Origin of the sequence: Streptomyces sp. TSRI0281 (assembly GCF_001905125.1) — a bacterium.
Taxonomy (GTDB): domain Bacteria; phylum Actinomycetota; class Actinomycetes; order Streptomycetales; family Streptomycetaceae; genus Streptomyces.
In genome coordinates, this window is record NZ_LWLE01000002.1 from 295,596 (window position 1) to 322,216 (window position 26,621).

At 71.7% G+C, this 26,621-nt stretch carries 24 protein-coding genes; 14 read left to right on the forward strand and 10 right to left on the reverse strand.

What is annotated here, in order from left to right:
• Positions 1-9: 9 nt before the first annotated feature.
• The 5 genes from uraH to A6A29_RS07915 all read left to right on the forward strand — a co-directional run bounded on the left by uraH (position 10) and on the right by A6A29_RS07915 (position 6,026).
• Entirely contained in the window at positions 10-399 is a 390-nt protein-coding gene (gene uraH, locus A6A29_RS07895) for a hydroxyisourate hydrolase (protein ID WP_073719250.1), read from the forward strand.
• Between the two features lie 5 nt (positions 400-404).
• Entirely contained in the window at positions 405-1,328 is a 924-nt protein-coding gene (pucL, locus tag A6A29_RS07900; protein WP_073719251.1) for a factor-independent urate hydroxylase, read from the forward strand.
• A 68-nt stretch (positions 1,329-1,396) separates the two neighbouring features.
• Positions 1,397-2,797: a nucleobase:cation symporter-2 family protein gene (locus A6A29_RS07905; RefSeq protein WP_073719252.1), complete on the forward strand. Its 1,401-nt coding sequence runs from the start codon at positions 1,397-1,399 to the stop codon at positions 2,795-2,797.
• Positions 2,798-2,842: 45 nt separating this feature from the next.
• Positions 2,843-4,231: an 8-oxoguanine deaminase gene (locus A6A29_RS07910; protein WP_073719253.1), complete on the forward strand. Its 1,389-nt coding sequence runs from the start codon at positions 2,843-2,845 to the stop codon at positions 4,229-4,231.
• A gap of 376 nt (positions 4,232-4,607) precedes the next feature.
• On the forward strand, positions 4,608-6,026 hold the full coding sequence (locus A6A29_RS07915) for a nucleobase:cation symporter-2 family protein (RefSeq protein ID WP_107468161.1): 1,419 nt from the start codon (positions 4,608-4,610) through the stop codon (positions 6,024-6,026).
• Positions 6,027-6,169: 143 nt separating this feature from the next.
• On the opposite strand, the gene A6A29_RS07920 is transcribed toward A6A29_RS07915, so the two are convergent.
• From A6A29_RS07920 to A6A29_RS07930, 3 genes are all read right to left on the reverse strand, one after another.
• Positions 6,170-7,063, reverse strand: coding sequence for a chitosanase (locus A6A29_RS07920; RefSeq protein WP_073719255.1), 894 nt, complete (start codon positions 7,061-7,063; stop codon positions 6,170-6,172).
• A 210-nt stretch (positions 7,064-7,273) separates the two neighbouring features.
• On the reverse strand, positions 7,274-7,579 hold the full coding sequence (locus A6A29_RS07925) for an SH3 domain-containing protein (RefSeq protein WP_241838372.1): 306 nt from the start codon (positions 7,577-7,579) through the stop codon (positions 7,274-7,276).
• Positions 7,580-7,778: 199 nt separating this feature from the next.
• Complete coding sequence (locus A6A29_RS07930) at positions 7,779-8,588, reverse strand: chitosanase (protein WP_274535791.1); 810 nt, start codon at positions 8,586-8,588, stop codon at positions 7,779-7,781.
• 65 nt (positions 8,589-8,653) lie between these two features.
• Here A6A29_RS07930 and A6A29_RS07935 point away from each other — a divergent pair, with 65 nt between their 5' ends.
• Positions 8,654-9,337, forward strand: a complete 684-nt coding sequence (locus A6A29_RS07935) for an alpha/beta fold hydrolase (protein ID WP_073719256.1) — start codon at positions 8,654-8,656, stop codon at positions 9,335-9,337.
• 106 nt (positions 9,338-9,443) lie between these two features.
• The gene (locus A6A29_RS07940) at positions 9,444-11,627 is read left to right on the forward strand and encodes a hypothetical protein (protein WP_241838373.1); all 2,184 of its coding nucleotides are present in this window, start codon (positions 9,444-9,446) and stop codon (positions 11,625-11,627) included.
• 2 nt (positions 11,628-11,629) lie between these two features.
• Here A6A29_RS07940 and A6A29_RS07945 read toward each other — a convergent pair whose 3' ends face one another.
• Complete coding sequence (locus tag A6A29_RS07945; protein WP_073719365.1) at positions 11,630-12,241, reverse strand: TIGR03086 family metal-binding protein; 612 nt, start codon at positions 12,239-12,241, stop codon at positions 11,630-11,632.
• Positions 12,242-12,436: 195 nt separating this feature from the next.
• On the opposite strand from A6A29_RS07945, the gene A6A29_RS07950 reads away from it, so the two are divergent.
• The 3 genes from A6A29_RS07950 (at position 12,437) to A6A29_RS07960 (ending at position 16,389) form a co-directional block, all read left to right on the forward strand.
• On the forward strand, positions 12,437-13,429 hold the full coding sequence (locus tag A6A29_RS07950) for a fibronectin type III domain-containing protein (RefSeq protein WP_073719258.1): 993 nt from the start codon (positions 12,437-12,439) through the stop codon (positions 13,427-13,429).
• 90 nt (positions 13,430-13,519) lie between these two features.
• Positions 13,520-14,872: a M20/M25/M40 family metallo-hydrolase gene (locus tag A6A29_RS07955; protein ID WP_073719259.1), complete on the forward strand. Its 1,353-nt coding sequence runs from the start codon at positions 13,520-13,522 to the stop codon at positions 14,870-14,872.
• Entirely contained in the window at positions 14,869-16,389 is a 1,521-nt protein-coding gene (locus A6A29_RS07960) for a YfcC family protein (protein WP_073719260.1), read from the forward strand. Before A6A29_RS07955 ends, A6A29_RS07960 begins: the two co-directional genes overlap by 4 nt.
• A 105-nt stretch (positions 16,390-16,494) precedes the next feature.
• On the opposite strand, the gene A6A29_RS07965 is transcribed toward A6A29_RS07960, so the two are convergent.
• A complete protein-coding gene (locus A6A29_RS07965; RefSeq protein WP_073719261.1) occupies positions 16,495-17,124 on the reverse strand; it encodes a TetR/AcrR family transcriptional regulator in 630 nt (209 codons plus the stop codon).
• A 107-nt stretch (positions 17,125-17,231) separates the two neighbouring features.
• On the opposite strand from A6A29_RS07965, the gene A6A29_RS07970 reads away from it, so the two are divergent.
• Positions 17,232-18,506 carry an extracellular solute-binding protein gene (locus tag A6A29_RS07970; RefSeq protein WP_241838374.1) on the forward strand — a complete coding sequence of 425 codons (1,275 nt, stop codon included), beginning with the start codon at positions 17,232-17,234 and terminating at the stop codon, positions 18,504-18,506.
• A gap of 140 nt (positions 18,507-18,646) precedes the next feature.
• Here A6A29_RS07970 and aceB read toward each other — a convergent pair whose 3' ends face one another.
• Together aceB and A6A29_RS07980 are read right to left on the reverse strand one after the other, a co-directional pair.
• On the reverse strand, positions 18,647-20,266 hold the full coding sequence (gene aceB, locus A6A29_RS07975; protein ID WP_073719263.1) for a malate synthase A: 1,620 nt from the start codon (positions 20,264-20,266) through the stop codon (positions 18,647-18,649).
• A gap of 245 nt (positions 20,267-20,511) precedes the next feature.
• On the reverse strand, positions 20,512-21,117 hold the full coding sequence (locus A6A29_RS07980) for a nucleotidyltransferase family protein (protein WP_073719264.1): 606 nt from the start codon (positions 21,115-21,117) through the stop codon (positions 20,512-20,514).
• Positions 21,118-21,307: 190 nt separating this feature from the next.
• Between A6A29_RS07980 and A6A29_RS07985 the strand changes: the two genes are divergently transcribed.
• Positions 21,308-21,622: a DUF5955 family protein gene (locus A6A29_RS07985; protein WP_073719265.1), complete on the forward strand. Its 315-nt coding sequence runs from the start codon at positions 21,308-21,310 to the stop codon at positions 21,620-21,622.
• Between the two features lie 137 nt (positions 21,623-21,759).
• On the opposite strand, the gene A6A29_RS07990 is transcribed toward A6A29_RS07985, so the two are convergent.
• Together A6A29_RS07990 and A6A29_RS07995 are read right to left on the reverse strand one after the other, a co-directional pair.
• Entirely contained in the window at positions 21,760-22,416 is a 657-nt protein-coding gene (locus tag A6A29_RS07990) for a response regulator (RefSeq protein WP_073719266.1), read from the reverse strand.
• Positions 22,413-23,615: a sensor histidine kinase gene (locus tag A6A29_RS07995; RefSeq protein ID WP_073719267.1), complete on the reverse strand. Its 1,203-nt coding sequence runs from the start codon at positions 23,613-23,615 to the stop codon at positions 22,413-22,415. Before A6A29_RS07995 ends, A6A29_RS07990 begins: the two co-directional genes overlap by 4 nt.
• Positions 23,616-23,725: 110 nt before the next feature.
• On the opposite strand from A6A29_RS07995, the gene A6A29_RS08000 reads away from it, so the two are divergent.
• Entirely contained in the window at positions 23,726-24,814 is a 1,089-nt protein-coding gene (locus tag A6A29_RS08000; RefSeq protein ID WP_073719268.1) for an ABC transporter permease, read from the forward strand.
• Entirely contained in the window at positions 24,811-25,503 is a 693-nt protein-coding gene (locus A6A29_RS08005) for an ABC transporter ATP-binding protein (protein ID WP_073719269.1), read from the forward strand. The genes A6A29_RS08000 and A6A29_RS08005 overlap by 4 nt, the downstream gene beginning before the upstream one ends.
• Before the next feature lie 171 nt (positions 25,504-25,674).
• On the opposite strand, the gene A6A29_RS08010 is transcribed toward A6A29_RS08005, so the two are convergent.
• Positions 25,675-26,475 (reverse strand): IclR family transcriptional regulator, encoded by an 801-nt coding sequence (locus A6A29_RS08010; protein ID WP_073719270.1) that lies wholly within the window; start codon positions 26,473-26,475, stop codon positions 25,675-25,677.
• Positions 26,476-26,621: the final 146 nt, after the last annotated feature.

The following is a 26,621-nucleotide window of genomic DNA, read 5'->3' on the forward strand; positions in this document are numbered from 1 at the left end:
GTGACGGTCTTGAGTACCGACACCACCGCATCGGTGTCCACGCACATCCTGGACACCAGCATCGGCCGTCCGGCCGCGTCCGTCGCCGTATCCCTCGCCGCCCGCAGTGGCGCCGGCGCGGAGTACGTGACGCTCGGCGCGTCCGCCACCGATGCCGACGGGCGCTGCAAGGACCTGCCGGCACTGCCGGAGGGCACCACCCACGTACGTCTCGTATGCGACACCGGGACGTACTTTTCCAAGAAGCAAGCCGAGGCGCAGCAGGACGCCCCCCGCGTAAGGGACAGCGGTGCGTTCTTCCCGGAGGTGGCGATCGCGTTCGCCGTCGTGCCGGGCGAGCACTATCACGTACCGCTGCTGCTCAACCCGTTCGGCTACTCCGTTTACCGAGGGAGCTAGCAGACATGCCCACGATTCTCGGCCAGAACCAGTACGGCAAAGCAGAGAACCGCGTCGTCAGGATCACGCGGGACGGCGACACCCACCACATCAAGGACCTGAACGTCTCGGTCGCCCTTTCCGGCGACATGGACGATGTGCACTACTCCGGCTCCAACGCCCATGTCCTGCCGACCGACACCACCAAGAACACGGTGTACGCGTTCGCCAAGGAGCACGGCATAGAGTCCGCCGAACAGTTCGGCATCCACCTCGCCCGGCACTTCGTGACCTCGCAGGGCCCGATCAAGGTCGCGCGGATCAGGATCGAGGAGTACGCCTGGGAGCGCATCGCGACCTCCGACGGCAACTCCCGGTTCATCGGCGCCGACGAGGTCAAGCACTCCTTCGTCCGCAAGGGCCAGGAGACCCGCACCACCCAGATCACCTACGACGGCGAGAACTGGGAGATCATCTCCGGTCTCAAGGACCTCACGGTGATGAACTCGACCAACTCCGAGTTCTGGGGCTACGTCAAGGACCAGTACACGACGCTCAAGGAGGCGTACGACCGCATCCTCGCGACCGAGGTGTCCGCCAAGTGGCGGTACAACTGGACCAGCGACGAGCAGCGGATGCCGAACTGGGAGAAGTCCTACGAGCAGGCGCGCAAGCACATGCTCCAGGCATTCGCCGAGACGTACTCCCTCTCCCTCCAGCAGACCCTGTACCAGATGGGTTCGCGCATCATCAACAGCCGCAGCGAGATCGACGAGATCCGCTTCTCGCTGCCCAACAAACACCACTTCCTGGTGGACCTTGAGCCGTTCGGCCTCAAGAACGACCATGAGGTCTACTTCGCGGCGGACCGGCCGTACGGCCTGATCGAGGCCACCGTGCTCCGGGACGGCACAGCGCCGAAGATCCCGGTCGACATGACCAACCTCTGACGCGGAACTGAGCCCGCCGCCGCCCGCCCACGGCCGGGCGGGGGCGGGACGTCCCGGAGGGAACACCCATGGCACAGCCTGCAACGGGGCCGGCAGAAGGCCCATGTTCCGCCCCACCGACCGCTGCCGGTAAGGCAGTTCACCCGGTGGACGAGAAGCTTCCCCCCTCGCGGCTCGTCCCCGCCGCACTTCAGCACATCGCCGCCATGTACGCGGGCGTCGTCACCCCTCCACTGATCATCGGCCAGGCCGTCGGCCTGGACCCGGCCGGCATGACCCGGCTGATCGCGGCGAGTCTGCTCATCGCCGGACTCGCCACCATCCTGCAGACCCTCGGTATCGGAGCCTTCGCCGGAAACCGGCTGCCGTTCGTCAACGCCGCCTCCTCCGCCGGGATCGCGCCGATGCTCGCCATCGCCGAGACCAGCGCCCCCGGGCACCAACTTCCCGCGATCTACGGGGCGGTGCTCGTCGCCGGAGTCTTCTGCCTGGCCGTCGGGCCGTTCTTCGGAAGACTGCTGCGGTTCTTCCCGCCGCTCGTCACCGGCGTCGTCATCACCCTCATCGGCGTCACCCTGATGCCGGTACCCGTCGCCTGGGCGCAGGGCGGCGACAAGAGCGCCGCCGACTTCGGGGCCATGAAGTATCTGGCCCTCGCCGCCTTCACTCTGACCGTCATCCTGCTCATCCAGCGCTTCGGGCGCGGCTTCATCAAGCAAGTCGCCCTGCTCATGGGCATGTTGGTCGGAACTCTGGCGGCGATCCCGTTCGGACTCGCCGATTTCTCCGCGCTGAAGTCCGCACCGCTCGCCGCCCTCCCCACCCCCTTCGTCTTCGGTGCCCCCGAGTTCCGGCCCGCCGCGATCCTGTCCCTGTGCATCGTCATGCTGGTCCTGATGACGGAGTCCTCCGCCGGCATGCTGGCCCTCGGCGAGATCTGCGACCGGCGCACCGACGGCCGCACCCTCACCCGCGGACTGCGCACCGACGGCATCGCCACCCTCCTCGGCCCCGTCTTCGGAGCCTTCCCGACCAGCGCCTTCGCACAGAACGTCGGCGTCGTCTCGCTGACCGGGGTGCGCAGCCGCTACGTCGTGGCGACCGCGGGCGGTGCCCTGCTCGTCCTGGGCGCCTTCCCCGTCCTCGGCGCGGTCGTCTCGCTCGTCCCGATGCCCGTACTCGGCGGCGCCGGCATCGTCCTGTTCGGCTCGATCGCGGTGAGCGGCATCCGTACGCTCTCCGAAGCCGGCCTCGACGACAGCTCCAACATCATCCTGGTCGCGGTGGCGCTCGGCGCGGGCATCATCCCGCTCGCCGCGCCCGCCTTCTACGCGGGATTCCCCTCCTGGGCGCAGACCGTGCTCGGCTCCGGAATCAGTGCCGGAGCGCTGGTCGCGGTCCTGCTCAACCTGTTCTTCCACCATCTCGGCACCCACAGCCGCAGCGCTGTGGCACTCAAATCCTCCTAGGGTCCTGCCGTGCCCGCATCGCCGATGAGAGAAGAAGGAAGCATCATGGCAGCTTCGGCAGACCCTCAGCGCATCGTCATCGAGAACTGTTCGATCGCGACCGTCGACACCCACGACACCGAGTACGCCTCGGGGTACATCGTCGTGGCGGGCAACCGCATCGAGTCCATCGGCGCGGGCAGGGCACCGGAGGGTCTCGCCGATGTCATACGCCGCGTCGACGGCACCGGGCATCTCGTGACGCCCGGACTGGTCAACACCCATCACCACTTCTACCAGTGGATCACCCGCGGCCTGGCGACCGACCACAACCTCTTCGACTGGCTCGTCGCGCTGTACCCGACCTGGGCGCGCATCGACGAGCCGATGGCCCGCGCCGCCGCACAGGGGTCCCTCGCGATGATGGCCAGGGGCGGTGTCACCACCGCGATGGACCACCACTACGTCTACCCCGAGGGCTCCGGCGACCTCTCCGGCGCCATCATCGGCGCCGCCCGCGACATGGGCGTACGCTTCACCCTCGCCCGCGGCTCCATGGACCGCAGCGAGAAGGACGGCGGGCTGCCGCCGGACTTCGCGGTCGAGACCCTGGAGGGCGCGCTCACCGCCACCGAGGCGACCATCGACGCGCACCACGACGCCTCGTTCGGCTCGATGACCCAGATCGCCGTCGCGCCCTGCTCACCGTTCTCCGTGTCGACCGAACTGATGCGGCAGGGAGCCGAGTTGGCCCGCCGTCGCGGTGTACGGCTGCACACCCACGGTTCGGAGACCGTCGAGGAGGAGCAGTTCTGCAAGGAACTGTTCGGGATGGGCCCGACCGACTACTTCGAATCGACCGGCTGGCTCGGCGACGATGTGTGGATGGCGCACTGCGTCCACATGAACGACTCCGACATCGCCGCCTTCGCCCGCACGGGAACGGGCGTCGCCCACTGCCCGTCCTCCAACGCCCGCCTCGCCGCGGGCATCGCCCGGGTCCCCGACATGCTCGCCGCGGGCGTCCCGGTCGGCCTCGGCGTCGACGGCACCGCCTCCAACGAGTCCGGCGAACTCCACACCGAGCTGCGCAACGCCCTGCTCATCAACCGCCTCGGCGCCCACCGCGAGAAGGCCCTGAACGCCCGTCAGGCACTGCGCCTGGGTACGTACGGTGGCGCCCAGGTCCTGGGCAGGGCCGGTCAGATCGGCTCGCTGGAGGTCGGCAAGCTGGCCGACCTGGTGCTCTGGAAGCTGGACACCCTGGCCCACGCCTCCATCGCCGACCCGGTGACCGCACTCGTCTTCGGCGCCGCGGCTCCCGTAACCCTCTCCCTCGTCGACGGCAAGCCGGTCGTCGAGGGCAACCACCTGATCACGGTGGACGAGGACGCGATCGCCCGCGCCACCCGCGACGAGGCCAGGCGCCTCGCGCGGATCGCCGCCGGAGCCTGACGCTCCGCGAAATCCCCCGACCGGCCGGCCGAGGGGGACGGCCCTCGGCCGGCCGCCGTGGACCCGAGCGGGGTCCACGGCAGCCGGTCCGCGGGGCGCACACCCCATGTGCGCGCCCCGCGGACCGGTGATGAACGCTGCCCGCACGACCTCAAGACACCCCCGCCGGTACCCCCCCTGAGCGCCCGCACCTTGGGCAACGCCCGCACCGGGCGTGAGGCCCGCACACCACCTGTGCGGGCCGCACCCTCCTGTGCGGAGCCGCACCACCTGTGCGGAGCCGCACCGCCTGTGAGAGCCGCACCGCCGCACCACGTCGCCCCACCTCCCTGACACCCACGTCCCCGACGACGTGTACCCGACTGGAGGAACTGCTGTGGCCGCCAAGCCCAGGTTTCGCAAGGACGCAGTCGCTGGATCCGACCGGAAGCACCCGGTCGACGAAACACTCCCACCCCTGAAGATGTTCACCAGCGGCCTCCAGCACGTGGCCGCGATGTACGCCGGAGTGGTGGCCCCGCCCATGATCGTGGGGCCCGCCGTGGGTCTCACCGCCAAGGAGACCGCCTTCCTGATGGGGGCGAGCCTGTTCACCGCCGGCATAGCCACCCTCCTGCAGACCCTCGGCTTCTGGCGCATCGGCGCCCGGCTGCCGTTCGTCAACGGCGTCTCCTTCGCCGGGGTGACCCCGATGGTGGCGATAGGCAAGGACCGGGGCCACGACGGGATCGCCGTGATCTTCGGCGCGATCATCGTCGCGAGCGTGCTCGGCTTCGTACTCGCCCCGTACTTCGGCAAGTTGGTCAGGTTCTTCCCGCCCGTCGTCACCGGCACCGTCATCACCCTGATCGGTGTCTCGCTGCTGCCGGTCGCCTTCAACTGGTCCCAGGGCGGCAACGCCACGGCCGACGACTACGGTTCGATGACCAACATCACCATGGCCGCGGGCACGCTCCTGATCGTGCTGGCGCTGCGCAAACTGCTGCGCGGGTTCCTCCAGCAGATCGCGATCCTGCTCGGCCTGGTCATCGGGACCCTGATCGCCATCCCTGTCGGCATCACCGACTTCGGCGCCATCAAGGACGCCGAACTGGTGGGATTCCCCACGCCGTTCCACTTCGGCGCCCCGCAGTTCGAGATCGCGGCGATCATCTCGATGTGCATCGTCATGCTGGTCTGCATGACCGAGTCCACCGCGGACATGCTGGCCCTCGGGAAGATCGTCGGCCGGCCGGCGGACGAGCGGACCATCGAGGGCGGTCTGCGCGCCGACACCCTGGGCAGCGCCATCAGCCCACTGTTCAACGGTTTCATGTGCAGTGCCTTCGCCCAGAACATCGGCCTGGTCGCGATGACCAAGGTCCGCAGCCGGTTCGTCGTCGCGGCGGGCGGCGGCATTCTCATCCTGCTCGGCCTGGTGCCGGTGGCCGCGTCCGTCATCGCGCTGGTTCCGCTGCCGGTGCTCGGCGGCGCCGGCATCGTGCTGTTCGGCTCGGTCGCGGCGAGCGGCATCCAGACGCTGGCCACCGCCGCGCTGGAGAAGGGCGAGAACGCGCTGATCGTGGCCGCCGCCGTGGGCATAGGCCTGATACCGATCGCCGCGCCGCAGTTCTACCACGCCTTCCCCCAGGATCTGCTGGTCGTCCTGGACTCGGGCATCTCCACCGGTTGTGTCGTGGCGATCCTGCTCAACCTGGCCTTCAACCACTTGGGCCGCAAGCCCGAGGGGATGGAGGAGGAGACCCGGAGCGGTGAGCACGTGGTTCCGGCGGCGGCCGGGGCGGGCGTCCACTGAGCGACCGTTGGAGCACTGCGGCGCGCAGGGCGGCCCTCGCGGGGGTCGCCCTGCGCGCCACAGGTGTTGACGGGGTCGGCGGAGGTCCGGTCCCGTCAGGTCCGGCGCGGGTCCGGTCCGGTCCCGTCAGGGGCGGTTGCCGGTCAGCCGATGTGGAAGCTGTCCCCGTACACCTTCCAGTCGAGCGGCGGGTCGAGGTTGAGGTTGCCCTTCTTCAGGAACACGCGCTGGGCGGTGTCGACCCGGCTGGTGTCCGAGTGGGCCTCCTCCTGCTGCATCGCCCAGACCCGGGCGTCGAGGAAGGCGTTGAGGTACGTCGTCTCGTTGCCGCCCTGCGACGGCGGCTTGGCCTTCGCGAGGGCCCGCTTGCGGATGGAACTGAAGCTGGTGCTGTCGGAGCCGTCGCCGTGCATCACGATGGCGTCGTAGTACGCGAACTGGCCCAGCGTGCCGATGCCGTCGGTCTTGCCCTGCTTGACCGCCGGGTTGAAGTACACCCGGTCGCGCTCGTCGTTCTGCGCCTGCTTGAACGCCGAGTCGGACGCCGCCTTCACCCAGTCCTTGGTGAAGTTCGGGTCGAGACCGTTGTGCGAGGGGGTGCCGTCCACCTTGCGCAGGGCGGGCAGGTACTTCGCCAGGACGTTGCCGGGCTTGCGCTCGGTGTACAGCTCGACCAGATCGAGCATGTCGCCGGTGCCGGAACAGAAGCCGATGATGCCCGCCGTGTAGCCGCGGTCGTCGTCGATGTCCTCGATGTACTTGTACTGCGACTTCCAGTCCAGCGAGGAGTTCTCGGCGCTGGAGACCAACTGCATGGCGATCTCCTTCTTCGCCGGGTCGTCGAGCCCGCTCGCGGCGGCCTTCAGCGGCTGCGCGGCCTGCGCGGGCCGGTCGGCCGAAGGCTGCGCGGGGGCGTCGCCCGCGTGGGCGGCGACGGGGATGGCGGTGAGAGCCAGCCCGAGCGCCACGGCGGCGATGCCGACGGGGCGGGTGAGCCGAGTGGTGCGACGTACGGTGCCGAGATGGGGGTTGTGCACCTGTCCTCCAGGGGAGTTCGCCGTTCCGGAGTTCTGTTAGGAAGCTTTACTATCAGGGTGATAGGTGTGGCGTACACCCCTTCAACGCAAGTGAGTTGAGAGCCGTGCGGCTTCACGGGCAGGCGTACGCCGGGCCCTTGGGGGTCCGGACGCGGAAAGGCCCCGCTCCGCGCGGGGAACGCGCGGTGCGGGGCCGGTGGCAGACCGCGCTCAGCAGTTGAGATAGGCCACGTGGATCCAGACCCCGGTCGGCCCGCCCCACAAGTCACCCATGACCCAGCTGCCCTCCTGGCCCCGGGCGTCGAGGTTCTGGCCCCGGTTCACCGTGCCGAGCACCGCGTAGCCGGTCCCCGGACCGCCGCGGAAGTTCACCCCGTTGTCGTTGACCGTGCAGACCTGCGACGGCGCCTGGACGGACGGTGCGGTCCGGACGGCGGCGGGGGCGGTCCCGGCCTGGGCGGAGGGGCCCGCGGCCAGGCCGAGGCCCGCACCCAGGACCATTGCGGTCAGCAACATCTTCTTCAGCATCCTGTACATCCTGACGCTCCGGGGCACGCCCGTGTGCGCGCCTTTGGCCCCCTCGACGGGACGACCCGCCCCGGGGTCACGGGTGGGCGCGTCACCCACGCGGTCGGAAGAACACACAGCTCATCCGGTGTCACAACCGGCGCACGCCGAACGCCGGCAGCTACTCCACGCGCCCGGCGGCCATGGTTCAGCCGCCGTCGACGCGGTAGCTGTCGCCGTACACCTTCCACCGCAACGGTGTCTCCAGCCCAAGTTTGCCTTCGCGTACGAACACCCGCTGGGCGGTCTCCACCCGGCTGGTGTCGCTGTGGGCGGCCTCCTGGCGCATGGCGGCCACCCGCGCGTCGAGGAAGGCGTCCAGATACGCCTTCTCGTCGCCGCCCTTCGAGGGCGGCCGGGCCGTCGAGAGCGCCTTTCGGCGGATCGTGGTGAAGCCGTCCTCGCCGTCGGTGTCACCGGCGCCGTGCATCACATAGGCGTCGTAGTAGATGAACTGCCCGAGCGCGCCGAGCCCGTCGCCCCGCGCCCGCTCCACCGCCGGGTCGAAGTACGCGCGGTCGCGCTCCCCGTCCTGCGCCGAACGGAACTGCGGGTCGTCCGCCGCCTTCGCCCAGGCATCGGTGAACGGCCGCCCGAGCCCCGCGTGCGAGGCGCTGCCCTCCACGGTGTGCAGCGCGGGCAGGAACCGTTCCAGCGGATTTCCGGGGCGCGCCGCCGTGTACCGCTCCACGACGTCGCGCAGGTCGCCGGTGCCGGAACAGAAGCCGATGATGCCCGCCGTGTAGCCGCGGCCGTCGTCGATGTCCTCGATGTACGCGTACTGCGCCCGCCAGTCCAGCGAGGAGTTCTCGGCGCTGGAGACCAGTTGCATGGCGATCCGTTTCTTCGCCGGATCACGGAGCCCGGCGTCCTCGGTGGCCGGCTCCGATCCGGTGCAGCCGGTCAGGACAGCGGTCGCCAGGACGGGCGCGAGCAGGGTGCGGAGTATGCGCTTCACGTGCCGAGCCTGCCAGGCCGGGGGCCGGGCGCCGGAGGGTGCCCCGCGGCTGTAGCGTCAGGGGCATGGAAGATCAGTCTGTTGTGGATGTCGGCGATGTGCGGCTGGCGTACCGGACCTGGGGCGACCCGTTCGGCTCGCCGGTCGTCCTGCTGCACGGGCTCGGCGGCTCCGCCGCGAACTGGGAGGCGGCCGGGAGCCTGCTCGGCGAGGAGTGGCGGGTGTTCGCCCTGGATCTGCGCGGGCACGGGGAGAGCGACTGGCCGGACGAGTACGGCCTGGACCTGATGCGCGACGACGTGCTCGGTTTCCTGGACGAGCTGGAGCTCGACCGGGTCGGTCTGGTCGGTCACGGCATGGGCGGGGTCGTCGCCCAGCTGCTGGCCCAGGAGCACTCCGACCGGGTGGAGCGGCTGGTGCTGGTGGAGACCCCCGCGCCGTGGCCGGGCGATCCGGGACCGGTCGGGCGCCCCGAGGGGCCCGTGGACTACGACGAGAACGCGGTGCCCGCCGTCCGGGCCCAGGTGGCCGACCCCGACCCGGAGTGGGCGGAGGGCCTCGGCGAGATCGTCGCGCCGACGATGCTCATCTCGGGCGGCCCGGAGAGCGCGATGCCGCAGGAGCGCCTGCCCGACATGGCGTCCCTGATCCCGGACTGCCGGCTGATCACCGTTCCGGGCGGCCACCGGGTGCACGAGACCCGGGCCGACCAGGTCGCCCAGCAGATCACGGAGTTCTTCACGAGCTGACCCGGCGGCCCCACGCGTCGGCCGGCCGGTTCCCCGCCGGTCCGGTGGCGTACGCCGGGGCCGAGGGCACGGGGCGCTGTCAGTCCCCGGTGCCATGATCGGCGCCATGGATCTTGTGACGTTCTTCGACGACCTCGACGCGCAGCCCTGGGCCGCCTATGAGCACGCCTACGGCAGCGCCGACGATGTGCCCGACCGGCTGCGGGCGCTCGTGGGGGACGACAAGGACGAGGCGGACGAAGCGCTCGGCGACCTGTACGCGAGCATCCTCCACCAGGGCTCGGTGTACGAGGCGTCCGCGAAGGCGGTGCCGTTCCTGGCCCGGCTGGCCGCCGGGGGCGTACGGACGGTGGACCTGCTGGCCCTCCTCGGCGGTATCGCGGAGGGCGGGACGGAATTCGACGACGGCGACGGGGCGGGTGAGAGCGACGAGGCGGCCTGTCGCCGTGCCGTCGTCGACCAGCTTCCCCTGCTGCTCGACTCGGCCGCCTCCGACGTTCCCGAAGTACGGCAGTGCGCCGTCTGGGCCGCCGCGATGACCGGAGCGGCCGGGCGGGCGCTGCCGGTGCTCCGCGAACGGGCCGCCGTGGAGGAGGTCCCGCTCGTACGCGCCGAGCTGCTGTTCGCCCTGGCGCATCTGGACCCGGCGGGCACGGCGCCCGCGGCGATGCAGGCGATGGGCCCGGACCATCCGGGGGAGCTGCGGATCGCGGCACTGCTGGCCTGCGTGGACGCCGGACTTCCCTGGGGCCCCGGCCACCACGAGGCGATGCTGTCGCTGCTCCCCGCCGACGGGCTCGTCGCGGAACGGCTCGACCAGGACCGCAGCGAACCCCTGCACTACATCACCGAGTCCCTGCTGCTCCGGGACACGGACGAGGACCGCGACGCGGTTTTCGCGCTGCTCGACGCCGCACTGTCCGACGGGTCTCCCGAGGCCTGCGGCGAAGCGGTGTGGGCGGCCGAGGTCGCCTGCCGGCTCTCCCGCAGCGCACCGCACCGGCTGGCCGCGCCCCTGCTCGCCCTGGCCACCGGCCCCCGGGCCGCCCATGTCCCGGCCGTGCTGCCTGCCCTGAAGCTTCTCGGGGAACTCGCGGCCCCGGCGGCGGGCATGCTGGCCCGGCTCGCCCAGGGCGAAGGAGCGGAGGCCGACCGTGCCCTCGAAGTCCTGGTCGTGGTGGATCCGGCACGGGCCGCGCCGCTCCTCGCCCGGAATCCGGCGGAGCGGCCGCGCGCACTCGGTGCGGCATGTGGCGGATCCTTCGGGGCCGCACCGGTCCTGCCGTACGACGCCGAACTGCTCGCGTCGCTCCGCCAGTGGCTCGGCACGCTGGAGCCCGGTGGCAACGGCCCGTTCCGGCTGGCGGCACTGCTGGAGTCCTGGGGCGCGGACGCGGCCGGGGCCGTACCCGAACTGTGCGCCGCGCTGCCCAGGTTCCCGCAGCTGGTGCCCAAGGTGCTGGTCGCCCTCTGCCCGCCCGAACGCCGGGAGGACGTGGGTGAGCTGCTGCGTACGGCGGCCCGCTCCGGCCGGGTGGAGGACCGCTTCGAGGCCGCGCGGGCCCTGCACGCGCTGACGGGGGAGGACGCTCCGCTGCTGACCGCCGTGGCCGACCGGCTCGCGGAGGACCGCAACGGGATACGCGAGGCCGCGGTCGCCGCCGCCGGGCTGGGACCGGCCGCCGCAGGGCTCGTTCCGGCGCTGCGGGCCGCGTTCAACGCCCCCGACGCGCACCGCATCATCCCCGAGATGCAGGCGGACATCGACATCGCCGCAGCCCTGCACCGCATCACCGGCGACATGGCGGAGGCCGTGCCGGTGCTGGCCGGGGTGCTCACGGATACCGAAATGACCTGGACCCGCTGGGCGTTCGTCCACGCGACGAGGGTCGCCGCCGGGCTCGGCCCGGGTGCGGCGGGCGGGCCGCTCGTTCCCGCGCTGGAGGCGCTGCTGGCGGATCCGGAGCAGGTGCCGGGTGCGGTGCTCGCCCTGCTCGCCATCGCCCCCGGGAGGCTCGACGCGCACCGGGCGGCAGGTCTGCTGCTGGATGCGGCGGAGTGCGGAACCGCCCCGGTCGAGGCGGTGGAGGCCCTGATCGCCCTCGGACCGGAGGCGGTCGGCGAGGGCGCCCGTGCGCGGCTGGCCCGGCTGGCCGAGCAGGACCTGAGGCTGAGGGTGTCCGGAGTGCTCAGCGCGGTCACCGCCGACGAACGGGTACGTGACCAGGCCCGTGCGGCGTTGCGGGTGCTGGGCGGCGACGCGGTGGCGGGGTCCGCGATCACCGGCTGACGTCAGTCCTCCGGCCGCCGGTCCGGCTGCCAGTCGGGGCGGCGGCCGCTGAGTGCGATCACCCGGTCCACGAGCGGAGCGTCGGGCGGCACCGGGACCGGCGGGCCGAAGATCGCTCCGGCGTCCGGGTTGTCCTCGACGGGCGTCAGCAGCGCCTGGCAGGAGCGCAGATTCGCCTCGTCCGCCCGGTACGGCTGCCCGGTCGACCTGGCCAGGTCCCAGCCGTGGACGACCAACTCGTTGAGCGCGACAGCGGCGGCCACCGGAGCGGGCAGATCCACACCGCCCGCCCGCGTCATGCCCTCCCAGGCGGCGGGCGAGCGCCAGGCCGCCACCAGCTCGTCGAGCAGCGGCGGCAGCACCTCGCGCCAGTCGTCGCCGAGCACCAGGGGCGCCGTTCCGGGGGAGACCTCGGTCGTCGGCCCGAGATCCTTGTGTGCCGCGTCGCGGAAGGCGGTCGTCAGCCCGACCACATGGGCGAGCAGTTCCCGTACCGCGTAGTCGGGGCAGGGGGTCGGTCCGGCCAGCCGGCGGTCCTCGATGGAGTCGAGCAGCGCGGCGATCTGCCGGGCGGCCGGTTCGAGATCGAGGGCGGGGGCGGTACTGCTGTCCATGAACACACCGTTCCGACTGTCCGGGGCCGTGAAACTCGTCGCCCTCAACCGTCCCCGGAACTCATCGTCCTCAACCGTCCCGCCCGCTGTTCCTCCTGGTGCGGTGCACACCGGCACATTGCGGAACGTTCCTCTCCACCCCCTTGTCGGCGACCCCCGCACCATGGCATACAGGTCTGGACCATTGCTGTCCGGATGGAAGGCAAGACCGTGCAACGCCCCCACGCACCTGCCGCGTTGGCCTGTTCCGCCGCCCTGCTCCTCGCCACACTCACCGCGTGCGGCGGCGCCGCAGAAGCGGACACGCAGAAACCGACCACCCCACGAGACGTGACCGCGCAGGCCAGCAGTGCCACATCGGTGCACGTCATGTGGGAGCCCGCCTCCGACAACAAGGCGATCACCGGCTACGAGATCTACCGCAAGGGCACGAAGGTGAAGTCCGTACCGGCGGCCAAGCGGATGATCGACGTCGACGGGCTGACGGCCTCGACCGCCTACACGTTCACCGTCCGGGCCCGCGACGCCGCCGGGAACCTCTCCGAGCCGAGCCCCGCCGTACCCGTCACCACCCAGCCCACCCCGCCGAGGGACGACCGGGCGCCGACCGCCCCGGTGAAGCTGCGCGGCACCGCCGACGGCAGTCGCGCCGCCACCCTGGCCTGGGGCGGCTCCACGGACGACGTGGGCGTCACCTCGTACGACATCTACCAGGAGGACTCCCGGATCCACAGTGTGCCGGGCACCGCCACCACGGCCCGGCTCACCGGGCTGCGCCCCGGCACCGTCTACACCTTCACCGTCCGGGCCCGCGACGCCTCCGACAAGTCCTCGCCGGACAGCAACGCCCTCGACCTCACCACCGCCACCGCCCCCGGCGCCCCCGCGAGCACCGCCCCCACCGGTCTTCGCACCACCACCGCGGCCGAGGGCGGCGAGTTCGCCGTCGACCTGTCCTGGGACCAGCCCGAGACGGGCGGCGAGATCCCCGCGTACCAGCTCTACCTCAACGGGAAGATGACCACCACCATCGTCTGGGGCGGCACCCCGCCCCAGGGGCGCGCGACCTACCGGCTGACGCTCGCCGACCCGGCCGGAACCCGCTACTCGGTCAAGCTGCGCGCCAAGCTCCCGGACGGCACGTGGGGTGACTTCTCCGCCCAGCGCACCGTCATCCTCGGGGACTGACCGTTCCTCAGGCATGCGGGAGCCCGCCCCATATGGTCCATTGATCCCGGAACCTCAGTACTGAGCACCATGAGGAACAGGGGTGGAACGATGGACCTGAGCTCCAGGGTCGACGCACTGATGGACGGGCTCGTCGCGGATCTGGAACGGCTGACCGCCATTCCGTCGATCGCCTTTCCCGGCTTCCCGCCCGAGCCCGTGCGGCAGGCCCATGACCTCCTCGTGGACCTGCTGCGCGGCGCGGGCGTCAAGCACATCGACCGGCTCGACCTCCCCGACACCGCGCCGGTCATCGTCGCCGAGGTCCCGCCGCCGTCCCCCGGCGCCCCGACCGTGCTGCTCTACGGCCACTACGACGTACAGCCGCCGGGTGACGAGAGCCTGTGGCTGTCACCGCCCTTCGAACCCACCGCGGTCGAGGGCGGCCTGCGGGCCCGCGGCATCGCCGACGACAAGTCCAACATCCTCGTCCACCTGGGCGTACTGAGGGCGTACGGGGGCAGGCCCCCGGTCGGGCTGAAGATCGTCCTGGAGGGGCAGGAGGAGTACGGCAGCGCCTTCGACGACTACCCGCCCACCGACCCGGACCGGTTCGCCTGCGATGCCATGGTCATCGCCGACATGGGCAACCTCCGCCCCGGCAGCCCCACGCTCACCACGGGTCTGCGAGGCGCCTCGGAGGTCGTCGTCGAGGTCCGTACCCTCGCCGAACCCCGCCACAGCGGCGAGTTCGGCGGCGCGGCCCCGGACGCCCTGCTCGCCCTGCTCAAGGCCCTCGCCACGCTCCACGACGTGCACGGCGACGTGGCCGTCGAGGGGCTGCGCCGCGAGGAGTGGAAGGGCACCACCTACACCGAGGAGGAGTTCCGCGGCCTCGCCGGGGTCCAGGACGGCATCGGGCTCATCGGCTCCGGCAGCCTCGGTGAACGCCTCTGGAGCGGACCGGCCATCACCGTCATCGGCATCGACGCCCCGAGCGTCGACCACGCTGCCTCCGCGGTCGTCCCCTACGCCAGGGCAAAGCTGAACCTCCGTTTCCACCCCGAGCAGGATCCCCGGGAGGCGCAGGGCCTGCTCGTCACCCATCTGGAGTCATTGCGCCCGTTCGGAATTCCGCTCACCGTCACCCCGGGCGACACCGGCCCCGGCTTCGAGCCCGCGACCGGTGGCCCCGCCTACCGCGCCGCCCTCACCGCGCTGCGCGAGGGCTGGGGGGCACCACCCGCGTTCGTCGCCAGCGGCGGCTCGATCCCCCTGGTCAACGGGCTGTCCAGGGCGGTGCCCGGCGCGGAGGTACTGCTCTTCGGCGCCCAGGACAGCATGTGCAACCTGCACGCGCCCAACGAGCGGGTGCTGTTCTCGGAGCTGCGGTCGGCGGTGATCGCCGAGGCCGCGTTCCTGCGGGAGTTCGCCGCAGCGCACGGCGGCGGGAGCGCCGCGTGAGCACGGACACCCGGACCGCCCCGGAGGAGAAGCCCCCGGCCGGGAAGAAGTTCGTCTTCCCCAGCGCCCTGACCATTCTCGCCCTCGTCACCCTGGCGGTCTGGGCACTGGCCTTTCTGATCCCCTCCGGCGCCTACGACCGCGACAAGGACGGTGCGCCGGTCCAGGGCACGTACCACCGGGTCCCGTCCGACCAGAGCTTCACCGACCGTCTCAACGACCTCTTCCTCTCCCCGGTCAACGGCCTCTACGGCGTGCAGGACGAGAGGACCGGCCGGGTCGGCCCGGACCTGGCCGGCGAACTGTACGGCAGCGCGGGGGTGTTCCTCTTCGTCCTCGCGATCGGCGCGTTCATCACGATGGTGTTCGCCACCGGCGCCCTGGACCGGGGCATCGGCCGTCTCGCCCACCGGCTCCGCGACCGGGGCGCGCTGCTCATCGCGGGTGTGATGCTGGTCTTCGCGCTGCTGGGCACGGTGGAGGGGTTCGCGGAGGAGACCCTCGGCTTCTACGGTCTGATCGTGCCGCTGATGCTGGCCCTCGGCTACGACCGGATGGTGGCCACCGGCACGATCATCCTCGGCGCGGGCATCGGGGTGCTGTGCTCCACGGTCAACCCGTTCGCGACCGGGGTCGCCTCGTCCGCGGCCGACATCTCGCTCGGCGACGGCATCGTGCTGCGCGCCGTCATGTGGGTCGTGCTGACCGCGGTGACCGTCGCCTATGTCATCCGGTACGCGCGGCGGGTCCGCAAGGACCCCGGCCGCTCGCTCTCCGGCTTCCTGCCCGGCGACCGCGACCACACGGCGGCGGACGCGGGCGAGCCCCCTGACCTGACCCCCCTCCACAGGACGGTCCTGGTGCTGGTCGCCCTGGTCTTCACCTTCATGATCTTCTCGGTGGTGCCGTGGTCCAGCGCCATCACCGGCGACGCCACCGCGTACGGCTTCGAACTCGGCTGGTCCTTCCCGGAGCTGGCGGCGCTCTTCCTGGTCGCGGCCGTGATCATCGGTGCCGTGGCGCGTTTCGGCGAGCAGAAGGTCAGCGCGACGATCATCCAGGGTGCGGCGGACTTCATCTCGCCCGCGCTGGTCATCGTGCTGGCCCGCGGTGTCACGGTCATCATGAACAACTCGCAGATCACCGACACCGTGCTGCACTCCATCGAGGGGCTGGTCTCGGGCACGTCCTCGGCCGTCTTCGCGGTCTTCGTCTTCATCGTCAACCTGCCGCTGGCCTTCCTGATCCCGTCGACCTCCGGCCACGCCACCCTCGCCATGCCGATCCTGGCCCCGCTCGCCGACTTCGCGGGCGTCTCGCGGGCGCTCGTCGTGACGGCCTGGCAGTCGGCGAGCGGCTGGATGAACCTGTGGGTGCCGACCACGGCCGTCACCATCGGAGGGGTGGCCCTGGCGAAGGTGGGCTACGACAAGTACCTGCGCTTCGTCTGGCCGTTGCTGGCGATCCTGTCCGTGCTGATCAGCGGGTTCGTGGCGCTGGGGGCGGTGTGGACCTGAGGCCGTGCGGCGGGGCACGGTGAAGTGGCGCGGTGCGGGGCACGGTGAACGGGCGCGACGTGGCGGGGCGCGGTGAAGTGAGGTGAACGCGAGAGGCAAGCCCTCTCAGACGCTCCTCGACGCGCCCGCCGTCGACGCCAGACAGCGCTCCGCCAGCGCGGCGGGCCCCTCCGGTCCCGTCGCCGGGGCGTCGCTCGCCGCCCAGGTCTCCACCGCCACGCGCACCGCCGCTCCGGCGGTGGCGGCCGTCAGCCGGATGTCCAGGGTGCCCGCGTCGGCCGGGAGGCCGGCCCGCGCCGCGAGCACGGTGGCCAGCGTGGCTTCCGACTCGCGGCACGCGTCGTTCCACACCGACCGGAGCGCCGGGCTGTCCGCGGCCATCCTCAAGAGGGAACGCACCCACTCCAGGGACTCCGTGCCCTGCGTGTCACCGGGAGCGGCGGCCAGCGTCCGCGCCGCCGCGTACCGCAGCGCATCGGGCAGGGACAGGGTGTGCGGGGCGTCGCGCACGGCCTCCACCCACTGCTGGGAACCCACGGCGAACAGCGGGGCGACGGCCTCCTCCTTGGTCGCGCAGTAGCGGTAGAGGGTGCGCGGGGCGATGCCCGCCGCACGGGCGATGTCCTCGGCGCGGGTGGCCCGCAGGCCGTTCTCCACGAAGAGGGCGGCCGCGGTACGGGCGATGTCCCACCGGGTCGCGGCTTTGCGCCGCTCTGTCAACGAAGCACCTTGCATGCGAGGCAGGTTATGCCCACCGTGCCGCCGGCCGACCTCGCTTGATCGGCAGAGATTGCCTGTATGACACAATCTGTCACTCAAGGCGTTGCGGTACGAGCAAAAAGGTGGCAACAGCGGTGCGTCGGCGGCGGTTTCTTCTCCAGACAGCCGGCCTCGCCGGTGCTACGGCCGGATTCGGCCTCGCCGGCTGCGACGCCGGTTCCGGCGCGACGCTCGACCTTCTCGTGGCCAGCTACGACGAGAGCGTGGGTGCCTCGCTGGGAGACCAGTGGGACAGCGTGATCGCGGCGTTCCGGAAGAAGCATCCCGACATCGAGGTCGCGCTGGAGCGGGTCCCGTACAACAAGATCGACAAGAGGCTCGCGCAGCGGGTCGCGGACGGCCGGGAACCCGATATCGCGCAGTCGAACATCTTCGCCCCCTACGGCGAGGACGATCTGCTCTACACCGCGAGCGAGCTGTTCAGCATCTCGACGCAGGCCGACTTCATCCGGTCCTTCGCCGACGCGGGTACGGTCGACCGGGAGCTCTACGGGTTCCCGTTCCTGGCCAGTACGCCCCGGCTCTTCTACAACAAGGAGCTCTTCCGGCGAGCGCGCGTCGGGGACGCTCCCACATCGTGGGCCGAACTGCGCTCGGCCGCCGCCGCGCTCAAGGGGATCGGTGTGAAGACGCCGTACGGCCTCCAGCTGGGACCCGAGGCGGCCGAGGACGAGGCCCTGTCCTGGATGCTCGCGGCGGGCGGCGGCTTCACGGACCTCGTGGGCTACGACTTCGAGACACAGTCCAACATCGACGCCCTGGCCTGGCTGCGCGACGAACTGGTCGCCGAGGACCTGGCGGGCGCGGCACCCGAGAAGCTCGACCGGACCAAGGCGTACGAGCGGTTCCTGCGCGGCGACATCGGGATGATGGTCGCCCACCCCGTACTGATGGGCGCGGCCGACCAGGCCAAACTCCCGTACGCGCACGCCGCGTTCCCCGCGAGGGACGGCGGCAGCCCCGCACCGATCGGCCTGAGCGACTGGCTGATGGCGTTCAAGCGCAACGGCCACCGCAAGGAGTGCGGTGCCTTCCTCGACTTCCTGTACAGCGGCCAGTCGGCGGCGGCCTACGGCGGCGGCCAGTCCGCGCTGCCCGTGACGTACACCGCGTCCGACGCGGTGCGCGAGGAGTCGGCCACCCGTCCGCTGTGGCCCTTCATCGACCAGCTGCCGCAGGCCCGTTTCGCGCCGGTGAACATGCGGTCCTGGCCCGAGGTGCGCGGCGCGATACGCAGGGACGTGGGCCGGGCGGTACTGAGCGGCGGTGACCCGGCGGTGGTGCTCAAGTCGCTGGACGACGCGGCGGCCAAGGCGGAGGCGGCCGAGGTGCGCTGAGGGCTGTCCGATGGCTGCTTCGTCCGGACGGCCGGGGGCAGCCGTCCGCCGGGACCCGCCCTCCGCCGTGCGCGCCGCCCGCACCGCCCCCGGTGCTGTGCGGTACCGGGGGCGGTGCGGGCGGGCAGCTGTGGCTCGGGTCAGGCCAGCTGCTCGTACGCGGGGAGGGTGAGGAAGTCCGCGTAGTCCTGGTCCAGGGAGACCTGGAGCAGCAGGTCGTGGGCCTGCTGCCACTTGCCCGCGGCGAAGGCGCTCTCGCCGACCTCCTGGCGGATCGCGTCGAGTTCCTCGGCCGCGATCTTGCGGGCAAGCTCCGCCGTGGCGTGCTCGCCGTTCTCGAAGACCACGTCCGCGTTGATCCACTGCCAGATCTGCGAGCGCGAGATCTCGGCGGTGGCGGCGTCCTCCATCAGGTTGAAGATGGCGACCGCGCCCATGCCGCGCAGCCACGCCTCGATGTACCGGATGCCGACCGCGACGGCGTTGCGCAGGCCGTCGTACGTGGGGCTGGCGTCGAGGGTGTCGATCGCGATCAGGTCGCCCGCCGCCACCGAGACGTCCTCGCGCAGCCGCTCCTTCTGGTTCGGGTTCTCGCCCAGGACCGCGTCGAAGGAGGCCATGGCGATGGGGACCAGGTCGGGGTGGGCGACCCAGGAGCCGTCGAAGCCGTCGTGGGCCTCGCGGTCCTTGTCCGCCTTGACCTTCTCGAAGGCGACCTTGTTGACCTCGGCGTCGCGGCGGGACGGGATGAACGCCGCCATGCCGCCGATGGCGTGCGCCCCGCGCTTGTGGCAGGTGCGGACGAGGAGTTCGGTGTACGCCCGCATGAACGGGGCGGTCATCGTGACCGCGTTGCGGTCCGGGAGGACGAACTTCGTCCCGCCGTCACGGAAGTTCTTGACGATGGAGAACAGGTAGTCCCAGCGGCCCGCGTTCAGCCCGGAGGCGTGGTCGCGCAGCTCGTAGAGGATCTCCTCCATCTCGTACGCCGCGGTGATCGTCTCGATCAGGACGGTCGCACGGACCGTGCCCTGCGGGATGCCGACGTAGTCCTGGGCGAAGACGAAGATGTCGTTCCAGAGGCGGGCCTCCAGGTGCGACTCCGTCTTCGGCAGATAGAAGTACGGCCCCTTGCCCAGGTCGATGAGGCGCTGGGCGTTGTGGAAGAAGTAGAGGCCGAAGTCGACCAGTGCGCCGGGCACCGGGGTGCCGTCGAGCTGGAGGTGACGCTCGTTCAGGTGCCATCCGCGCGGGCGGGTGACGACCGTCGCGAGTTCGCCGGCGGGCCTGAGGGCGTACGACTTGCCCGACTTCGGGTCGGTGAAGTCGATGGCGCGGGTGTAGGCGTCGATCAGATTCAGCTGGCCGAGGACCACGTTCTCCCACGTGGGGGCGGACGCGTCCTCGAAGTCGGCGAGCCAGACCTTCGCACCCGAGTTGAGGGCGTTGATGGTCATCTTGCGGTCGGTCGGACCGGTGATCTCCACCCGGCGGTCGTTGAGCGCGGCCGGGGCCGGGGCGACCTTCCAGGATTCGTCCGCGCGGACCGCCGCCGTCTCGGGCAGGAAGTCCAGCGTGGAGGTACGGGCGATCTCGGCGCGGCGCTCGCCGCGCCGGGCGAGCAGCTTGTCACGGCGCGGGGTGAACTGCCGGTGCAGCTCGGCCACGAACGCGAGGGCCGCGTCGGTCAGGACCTCTTCCTGCCGGGGCAGGGGCTCGGCATCGACGATGGCCAGCGGGGACGGCGCTGGTGCGGACATGAGCTGTCACTCCTTCAGCGGGCGGTGCGGGCGGCGTCTCATGGGCCGCCGGGTCGCCTGAGAGGCACGGCGTGCCATGGCTCCGGGATACGGCCGTGGGCGCCGTCCGGGGTACAGAGGGCTTCTGACCAGTGGATAGTAGTTTCCTCATGGTGGAAGTTCAATGGTTTGTTGATGTCGAGATTCTCCGGGTCGACAGAAGTGCCCGCCCGGCGGCGCAGTGTGCCAGCGCGCATACGGACCGATCACTCCAGGCGGGTCAGATCCTCCACGGTGTCGATGTCGTACGCCTGAGCCACATCGGAACACTCGACGAGCGTGATCGCATCGCGGTGCGCCCGCAGATACGTCCGGGCCCCCCGGTCGCCCACCGCCGCTGCTCCGACATCCGCCCACCGGGCCGCCCCGAAGAGCACCGGATGGCCGCGCTCCCCGGCGTACGAGGCGGCCGCCAGGCCCGCCCGGGACCGGTACGCCGACCGCACCCGCGCCACCGCCTCCGCGCCGATGCCCGGCTGGTCCACCAGAAGGACGAGTGCCGCGTCCGCACCCGTACCGGCGAGAGCGGCCAGCCCCGCCCGGAGCGAGGTACCCATGCCCTCCTCCCACTCCGGGTTGACCGTCACCACGCACCCCGTCAGATCGGCGCGGGCCCGCGCCTCGTCGGCAGCCGCGCCCAGGACCACGTGCAGCGGGCCGCAGCCACCGTCGCGCAGGGCCCGCACGGCGTGCTCGACCAGGGGACGGCCGCGGTGTTCGAGCAGGGCCTTGGGCCGGCCGCCGAGCCGCCGGCCGCCACCTGCGGCGAGCAGCACCCCAGCGACCACAGGGTTCTCATCAGTAGGAGCCATGGCCCCTGAATACCACCGTGCGGTTCGCACAGGCGAAAGAAATGTCACCCTCAGGGGTAACCCCGAATTCTGTCCTTCGAGTGGCGCGGGCCACCTCTGATGGCGTTAACTTGCGGGCAACCCCAGGCACTTGACCACGGTCCGGGTCCTGGTCGAAACACCGGCACAAAGACGTGTGAGGGGGAGTGCTTTGTTGCGAAGCGTGGGGCAGAAGCGGGTGACCGGCAGCACCGAGGACCCGAGAGTGGCGGAGCTGCGCACGGCCGTCTCCCGGCTCCGCCGCGAACTGGCCGGACATCCCTCGGAGTTCTCGGACCGGGGCATCGCCGAGGACGAGTTGGCGGCGCTGGACGCCATGGCGATCAGCGGCACGCCGGAGATTCCCCGGCTGCGCCGCTCGCTGCTGCTGATCGCGGGGGCGATCGGCTCGGTGAGCGCGCTGGCCGCCGGACTGCGGGACGTACGGAACGCGGTGGACCTGTTCGGGGAGCCGCCCCGCCGCTGACGCGGGGCTCGGTATCCCGTGACGCGTACGTGCCGGGGGGATCGTGCGTACGCGCCCTGCGGCCCGTGACGTGTACGGGACGGAGCAGCCGTGCGTACGTGTGCCGAGGCGGCGGCACGTTCGCGCGCCCGGGGGGATCAGCGGCGGATCAGGCGGCGGGCCGTCGCCGCCGCGACCGCCGAGGTGCGTGAGTCGACGCCCAGCTTGGCGTAGATGTGCACCAGATGGGACTTCACGGTCGCCTGGCTCAGGAACAGCTTCTTGCTGATCTGCTGGTTGGACAGCCCCTCGCCCAGCAACTGGAGCACTTCCAGCTCCCGCTTGGTCAGTGCCTCCGCCGGGGTGCGCATACGGTCCATCAGCCGGTGGGCGACCGCCGGGGCGAGCGCCGAGCGGCCGGCCGCCGCCGTGCGTACCGCCGCGGCCAGTTCCTCCGGCGGGGCGTCCTTGAGCAGATACCCACTCGCGCCCGCCTCGACGGCGGCCAGGATGTCGGCGTCCGAGTCGTACGTGGTGAGGATCAGTACCCGGGGCGCTCCGGCTGCCGCGGTGATCGCGGCGGTGGCCTGCGCGCCGTGCATCCCGGGGCCGAACTGCAGGTCCATCAGCACGACGTCGAAGCCGCCCGCCGCGGTGAGGGCGACGGCCCGCTCCGCGGTGGCCGCCTCGGCGACGACCCGGAAATCCGGCTCGGTGTCGAGCACGGCGCGCAGCCCCGCCCGTACCACCGGATGGTCGTCGGCGAGCAGCAGCCTGATCGGGTCGCCCGTGCGGCGTCGTCCTTCGTCGTTCACGCGGCCCGTGCCTCCTCGCCCGGGAGGGGAAGGGGCAGTGTGACGGCCACCGCCGTGCCCTGTCCGGGAGCCGATTCCACACTCAGCGTGCCGCCCAGCGAGCGGGCCCTCGCCCGCATCGCGGGCAGCCCGAAACCGCTGTTCCCCGCCTCGTCGGGCCCTCCCGCCGCGAGGTCGAAGCCGCTGCCGTCGTCGACGACGTCCAGGGAGAGCGAGGTGTCCATGAAACTGAGCGTGATCTCCGCCCGCCCGGCGTGCGCGTGCCGCACCGTGTTGGCCAGTGCCGACTGCGCGGTACGCAGCAGCGCCACCTCGTACGGGGTGGGCAGTTCCACCGGGGTGCCGCTGACCGCGAACCGCACCGTGAGACCGGGCGACGTGGTGCGTGCGCACAGCCGCTCAAGGGCGGCCGCGAGCGAACCGTGCTCCAGGTCCGGCGGCGTCAGTGCGCGGACGAAGGAGCGGGCCTCGGCCAGATTGTCCTGGGCGGCCTCGCGGGCCCGGCGCACATGGGCCGCGGCCGGTGCGTCCGACGGCAGCGAGCGCTCGGCGGCCCGCAGCAGCAGCTGAATGCTGGAGAGCCCCTGGGCGAGGGTGTCGTGGATCTCCCGGGCCAGCCGTTCCCGCTCGGCCAGCGTGCCCGCGGTACGTTCCGCCCCGGCCAGTTCCGCCCGGGTGGAGACCAGCTCCTCGATCAGCTCGCGGCGCCGCTCGCTCTCCCGGAACAGGGCCTCGTATCCGAACACGGTGGCGACCGCGACCGCCGCCCCGAGCAGCGGCCCGATGAACGCGCCGGGGTTGATCGCCTGCTCGTGCACCACAAAACTGGTGATCGCGGCCCCGGCGGTGACCGTGACGGCGGCCGGCCCCCAGCGCGACGGCAGCAGATGGAGCTGGAGGAAGTAGAGCGGGAAGGCCACCCACAGGGCGTCCGGCGACAGTGCGAGCAGCGCCACCCACACCGCGCCGAGCGCGGCCAGCCAGAGCGCGGCGGCCCGGGTCCGGGGCTGTACGCCGGGGGCCAGGACGCCCGCCGCGTACACCGCGGCCATCACCGCCGCCATGACGACGACCGCCGGGGCGTGTGCGGCCGGGTCACCGAGCGCGCGGGCCGCGGCGAGCACGAGCAGCCCCAGCAGCAGCGCGTGCAGGCACAGCTTGAGGGCGGCGGCGACCGGGGTGGGGGTGGGCGAATCCATGGTCCGTCCAGCGTAGACGCGCTCCGTGTGTGGCCGGTCAATCGAAAGGTTGATGTCTGGCCCCTCCACCGCGCGATGTTTCCCCGGGCCCGCGGCCCGAGGCTGGAGCCATGTTCGTCGCATGGAGAGATCTACGGTTCGCCAAGGGCCGGTTCGCGCTCATGGGCTCGGTGGTGGTGCTGATCACGCTGCTCGTGGGCCTGCTGTCCGGTCTGACGGCCGGGCTCGCCCGGGAGAACACCTCGGCCGTCACCGGGCTGAACGCCGACCACCTCGCGTTCGCCGCGCCGCCCGACGGCCGGTCGGTGTCCTTCACCGATTCGACCGTCCGGGAGCCGGCCTGGCGGAGCTGGGCCGGGCGGCCCGGTGTCACCGCCGCGCAGCCCCTGGGCATCCGGACCCTGAACGCCGCCGCCCCCGGCGACCGTACGGCCGCCGTGTCGGTCTTCGGTGTCGAGCCGTCCGGTGGGCTCGCGCCCCCCGGAGCCCGCGTCGCCCCGGGAGAGGTGGTCCTCTCCGAGCGGGCCGCCGAGGACCTCGGCGCCGGAGCGGGTGACCGGATCAGGATCGGCGGCATGGACGAGACCGTCGCCGCCGTCGCGGGAGACGCCTCGTACAGCCATACGCCCGTCGTCTGGGCCTCTCTCGACGACTGGCAGCGGATCGGGCACGACGGGCGCGGACCGGACGAAGCGGCCACGGTCATCGCCCTGACCACGACGGGTGGCGCCGACCTGGCGGCCGGGGACGAGGCGGCGGGCACCAGCACGCTCACCCTCGACGGTTCCCTCACCGCGATCGGGTCCTACCAGGCCGAGAACGGCTCCCTCCAGCTGATGCGCGGGTTCCTCTTCGCCATCTCCGCCCTGGTCATCGGCGCCTTCTTCACCGTCTGGACGATCCAGCGCGGCGGCGATGTGGCCGTACTGAAGGCGCTCGGCGCCTCGACCCCGTATCTGCTGCGGGACGCGCTCGGGCAGGCCGTCGTGATGCTCGCCCTCGGTACGGGACTGGGCACCGCGCTCGCCGCCGGCGTCGGCGCCCTGATCAGCGGGGGTGCCGTGCCGTTCGTCCTGGACGCCTCGACCGTCCTCGTACCGGCGGCCGTCATGATCGTCCTCGGCGCGCTCGGGGCGGCCCTGTCCATCCGGCGGATCACCGCCGTCGACCCGCTCACCGCGCTCGGGAGTGCCCGATGACCCTCACCCTGTCCGATGTCACCCTCACCTACCCGGACGGCGACGGCAGGCTCACCGCACTGGACCGGGTCTCGCTGGAGGTTCCCGCGGGCTCGCTCACCGCGGTCGTCGGGCCCTCCGGTTCCGGGAAGTCCAGCCTGCTCGCGGTGGCCGCCACCCTGGTCACCCCGGACGAGGGCCGGGTCGTCGTCGCCGGCACCCGGATCGAGGGACTCGGCCGCGCCGATCTGGCGGCCCTGCGCCGGGAGCGGATCGGGATCGTCTTCCAGCAGCCCAACCTGCTGCCCTCACTGACCGCCGCCGAACAGCTCCAGGTGATGACGCATCTGTCGGGCCGGGCGGCGCGGACCGCCCGTGGCCGCGCCCTCGAACTGCTCGACGCGGTCGGACTCGCCGATCAGGCGCACCGCCGCCCGCACCAACTGTCGGGCGGTCAGCGCCAGCGGGTCAATATCGCCCGTGCCCTGATGAACGACCCGGCGGTCCTGCTCGTCGACGAGCCGACCAGCGCACTCGACCACGAACGGGGCGCGGCCGTGCTCGATCTGCTGACGGCCCTGACCCGGGAACGGTCCACGGCCACGGTGCTGGTCACGCACGACCGGGCGCACCTGGACCGGACGGACCGGACGGTGGCGATGGACGACGGGCGGCTGACCGCGCGGGTGCCCGCCGTGCCCGCCGTCTGAGCGGGGACCGGCCGTTGCGGGGCGGGGACCGGCAGGGAAGGCCCGGCGGTTGCTGGCGGGGACCGGCCGCCTGGCAAGGACCGGCGGTTCCGGGCGGGACCGGCCGCCTTGGGCAGGGACCGGCCGTTCTCCGGCGGACCGGGAACCCGGGCCCGGCCCGGGTTCCCGGTCTCAGCCGGCCGAGCCGCTGCTCGCCAGCGCCGTCGAGAGTTCCTTCGCGACCTGCTGGAGGATCGGCACGATCCGCTCCGTCGCCGTCTCCGTCACCCGTCCCGCCGGGCCCGAGATGGAGATCGCGGCCGAGGTGGGGGAGTTGGGCACGGACACCGCCAGGCAGCGGACCCCGATCTCCTGCTCGTTGTCGTCCACCGCGTAACCGGCCCTGCGCACCTGCTCCAGCGCTTCGAGGAAGCCGTCGGCGGTGGTGATCGTCTTCTCGGTGGCGGCCGGCATCCCGGTGCGCGCGAGCAGCGCCCGTACCTCGTCGGCGGGCGTGTTCGCGAGCAGCGCCTTGCCCACCCCCGTGGAGTGGGGGAGCACCCGGCGGCCCACCTCGGTGAACATGCGCATCGAGTGCTTGGAGGGCACCTGGGCGACGTACACGATCTCGTCGCCGTCGAGCAGCGCCATGTTCGCGGTCTCGCCGGTCTCCTCGACCAGGCGCTGGAGGTACGGGCGGGCCCAGGTACCGAGCAGCCGGGACGCGGACTCGCCGAGCCGGATCAGGCGCGGGCCGAGCGCGTAGCGGCGATTGGGCTGCTGGCGTACGTAGCCACAGACGACCAGCGTGCGCATCAGCCGGTGAATGGTGGGCAGCGGAAGCCCGCTGCTCGCGGAGAGCTCGCTCAGCCCGACCTCGCCCCCGGCGTCGGCCATCCGTTCCAGCAGATCGAAGGCGCGCTCAAGGGACTGCACCCCACCGCTGGAACCGGTGGGCTTGGAGTCGGATGTGCTGGCGTGGGACGACGGCACGTCAACGGTCCTTTCGAAGCGGAAGGCAAGGCAGCAGCCTACCGGGCTGTTCCCGATCGGCCCACTGCTCCCGGTGCGGCGTCCTTGCCGGTCAGAGCCTGTTTTGTCCTGGTGCCGACGTTCGGGCCCGAGGTGCGGCGAGGGCG

Bases quoted from the DNA above. Each gene is read 5' to 3' on its own strand.
- A6A29_RS07905 (WP_073719252.1), top strand. From the start codon at position 1,397: ATGGCACAGCCTGCAACGGGGCCGGCAGAAGGCCCATGTTCCGCCCCA.
- A6A29_RS07925 (WP_241838372.1), bottom strand. From the start codon at position 7,579: ATGTTGCTGACCGCAATGGTCCTGGGTGCGGGCCTCGGCCTGGCCGCG.
- A6A29_RS07935 (WP_073719256.1), top strand. From the start codon at position 8,654: ATGGAAGATCAGTCTGTTGTGGATGTCGGCGATGTGCGGCTGGCGTAC.
- A6A29_RS08000 (WP_073719268.1), top strand. From the start codon at position 23,726: ATGTTCGTCGCATGGAGAGATCTACGGTTCGCCAAGGGCCGGTTCGCG.
- aceB (WP_073719263.1), bottom strand. From the start codon at position 20,266: ATGTCCGCACCAGCGCCGTCCCCGCTGGCCATCGTCGATGCCGAGCCC.
- A6A29_RS07995 (WP_073719267.1), bottom strand. From the start codon at position 23,615: ATGGATTCGCCCACCCCCACCCCGGTCGCCGCCGCCCTCAAGCTGTGC.
- A6A29_RS07965 (WP_073719261.1), bottom strand. From the start codon at position 17,124: ATGCAAGGTGCTTCGTTGACAGAGCGGCGCAAAGCCGCGACCCGGTGG.
- A6A29_RS07940 (WP_241838373.1), top strand. From the start codon at position 9,444: ATGGATCTTGTGACGTTCTTCGACGACCTCGACGCGCAGCCCTGGGCC.
- A6A29_RS07955 (WP_073719259.1), top strand. From the start codon at position 13,520: ATGGACCTGAGCTCCAGGGTCGACGCACTGATGGACGGGCTCGTCGCG.
- A6A29_RS07980 (WP_073719264.1), bottom strand. From the start codon at position 21,117: ATGGCTCCTACTGATGAGAACCCTGTGGTCGCTGGGGTGCTGCTCGCC.
- A6A29_RS07950 (WP_073719258.1), top strand. From the start codon at position 12,437: ATGGAAGGCAAGACCGTGCAACGCCCCCACGCACCTGCCGCGTTGGCC.
- A6A29_RS08005 (WP_073719269.1), top strand. From the start codon at position 24,811: ATGACCCTCACCCTGTCCGATGTCACCCTCACCTACCCGGACGGCGAC.
- A6A29_RS07945 (WP_073719365.1), bottom strand. From the start codon at position 12,241: ATGGACAGCAGTACCGCCCCCGCCCTCGATCTCGAACCGGCCGCCCGG.
- pucL (WP_073719251.1), top strand. From the start codon at position 405: ATGCCCACGATTCTCGGCCAGAACCAGTACGGCAAAGCAGAGAACCGC.
- A6A29_RS07910 (WP_073719253.1), top strand. From the start codon at position 2,843: ATGGCAGCTTCGGCAGACCCTCAGCGCATCGTCATCGAGAACTGTTCG.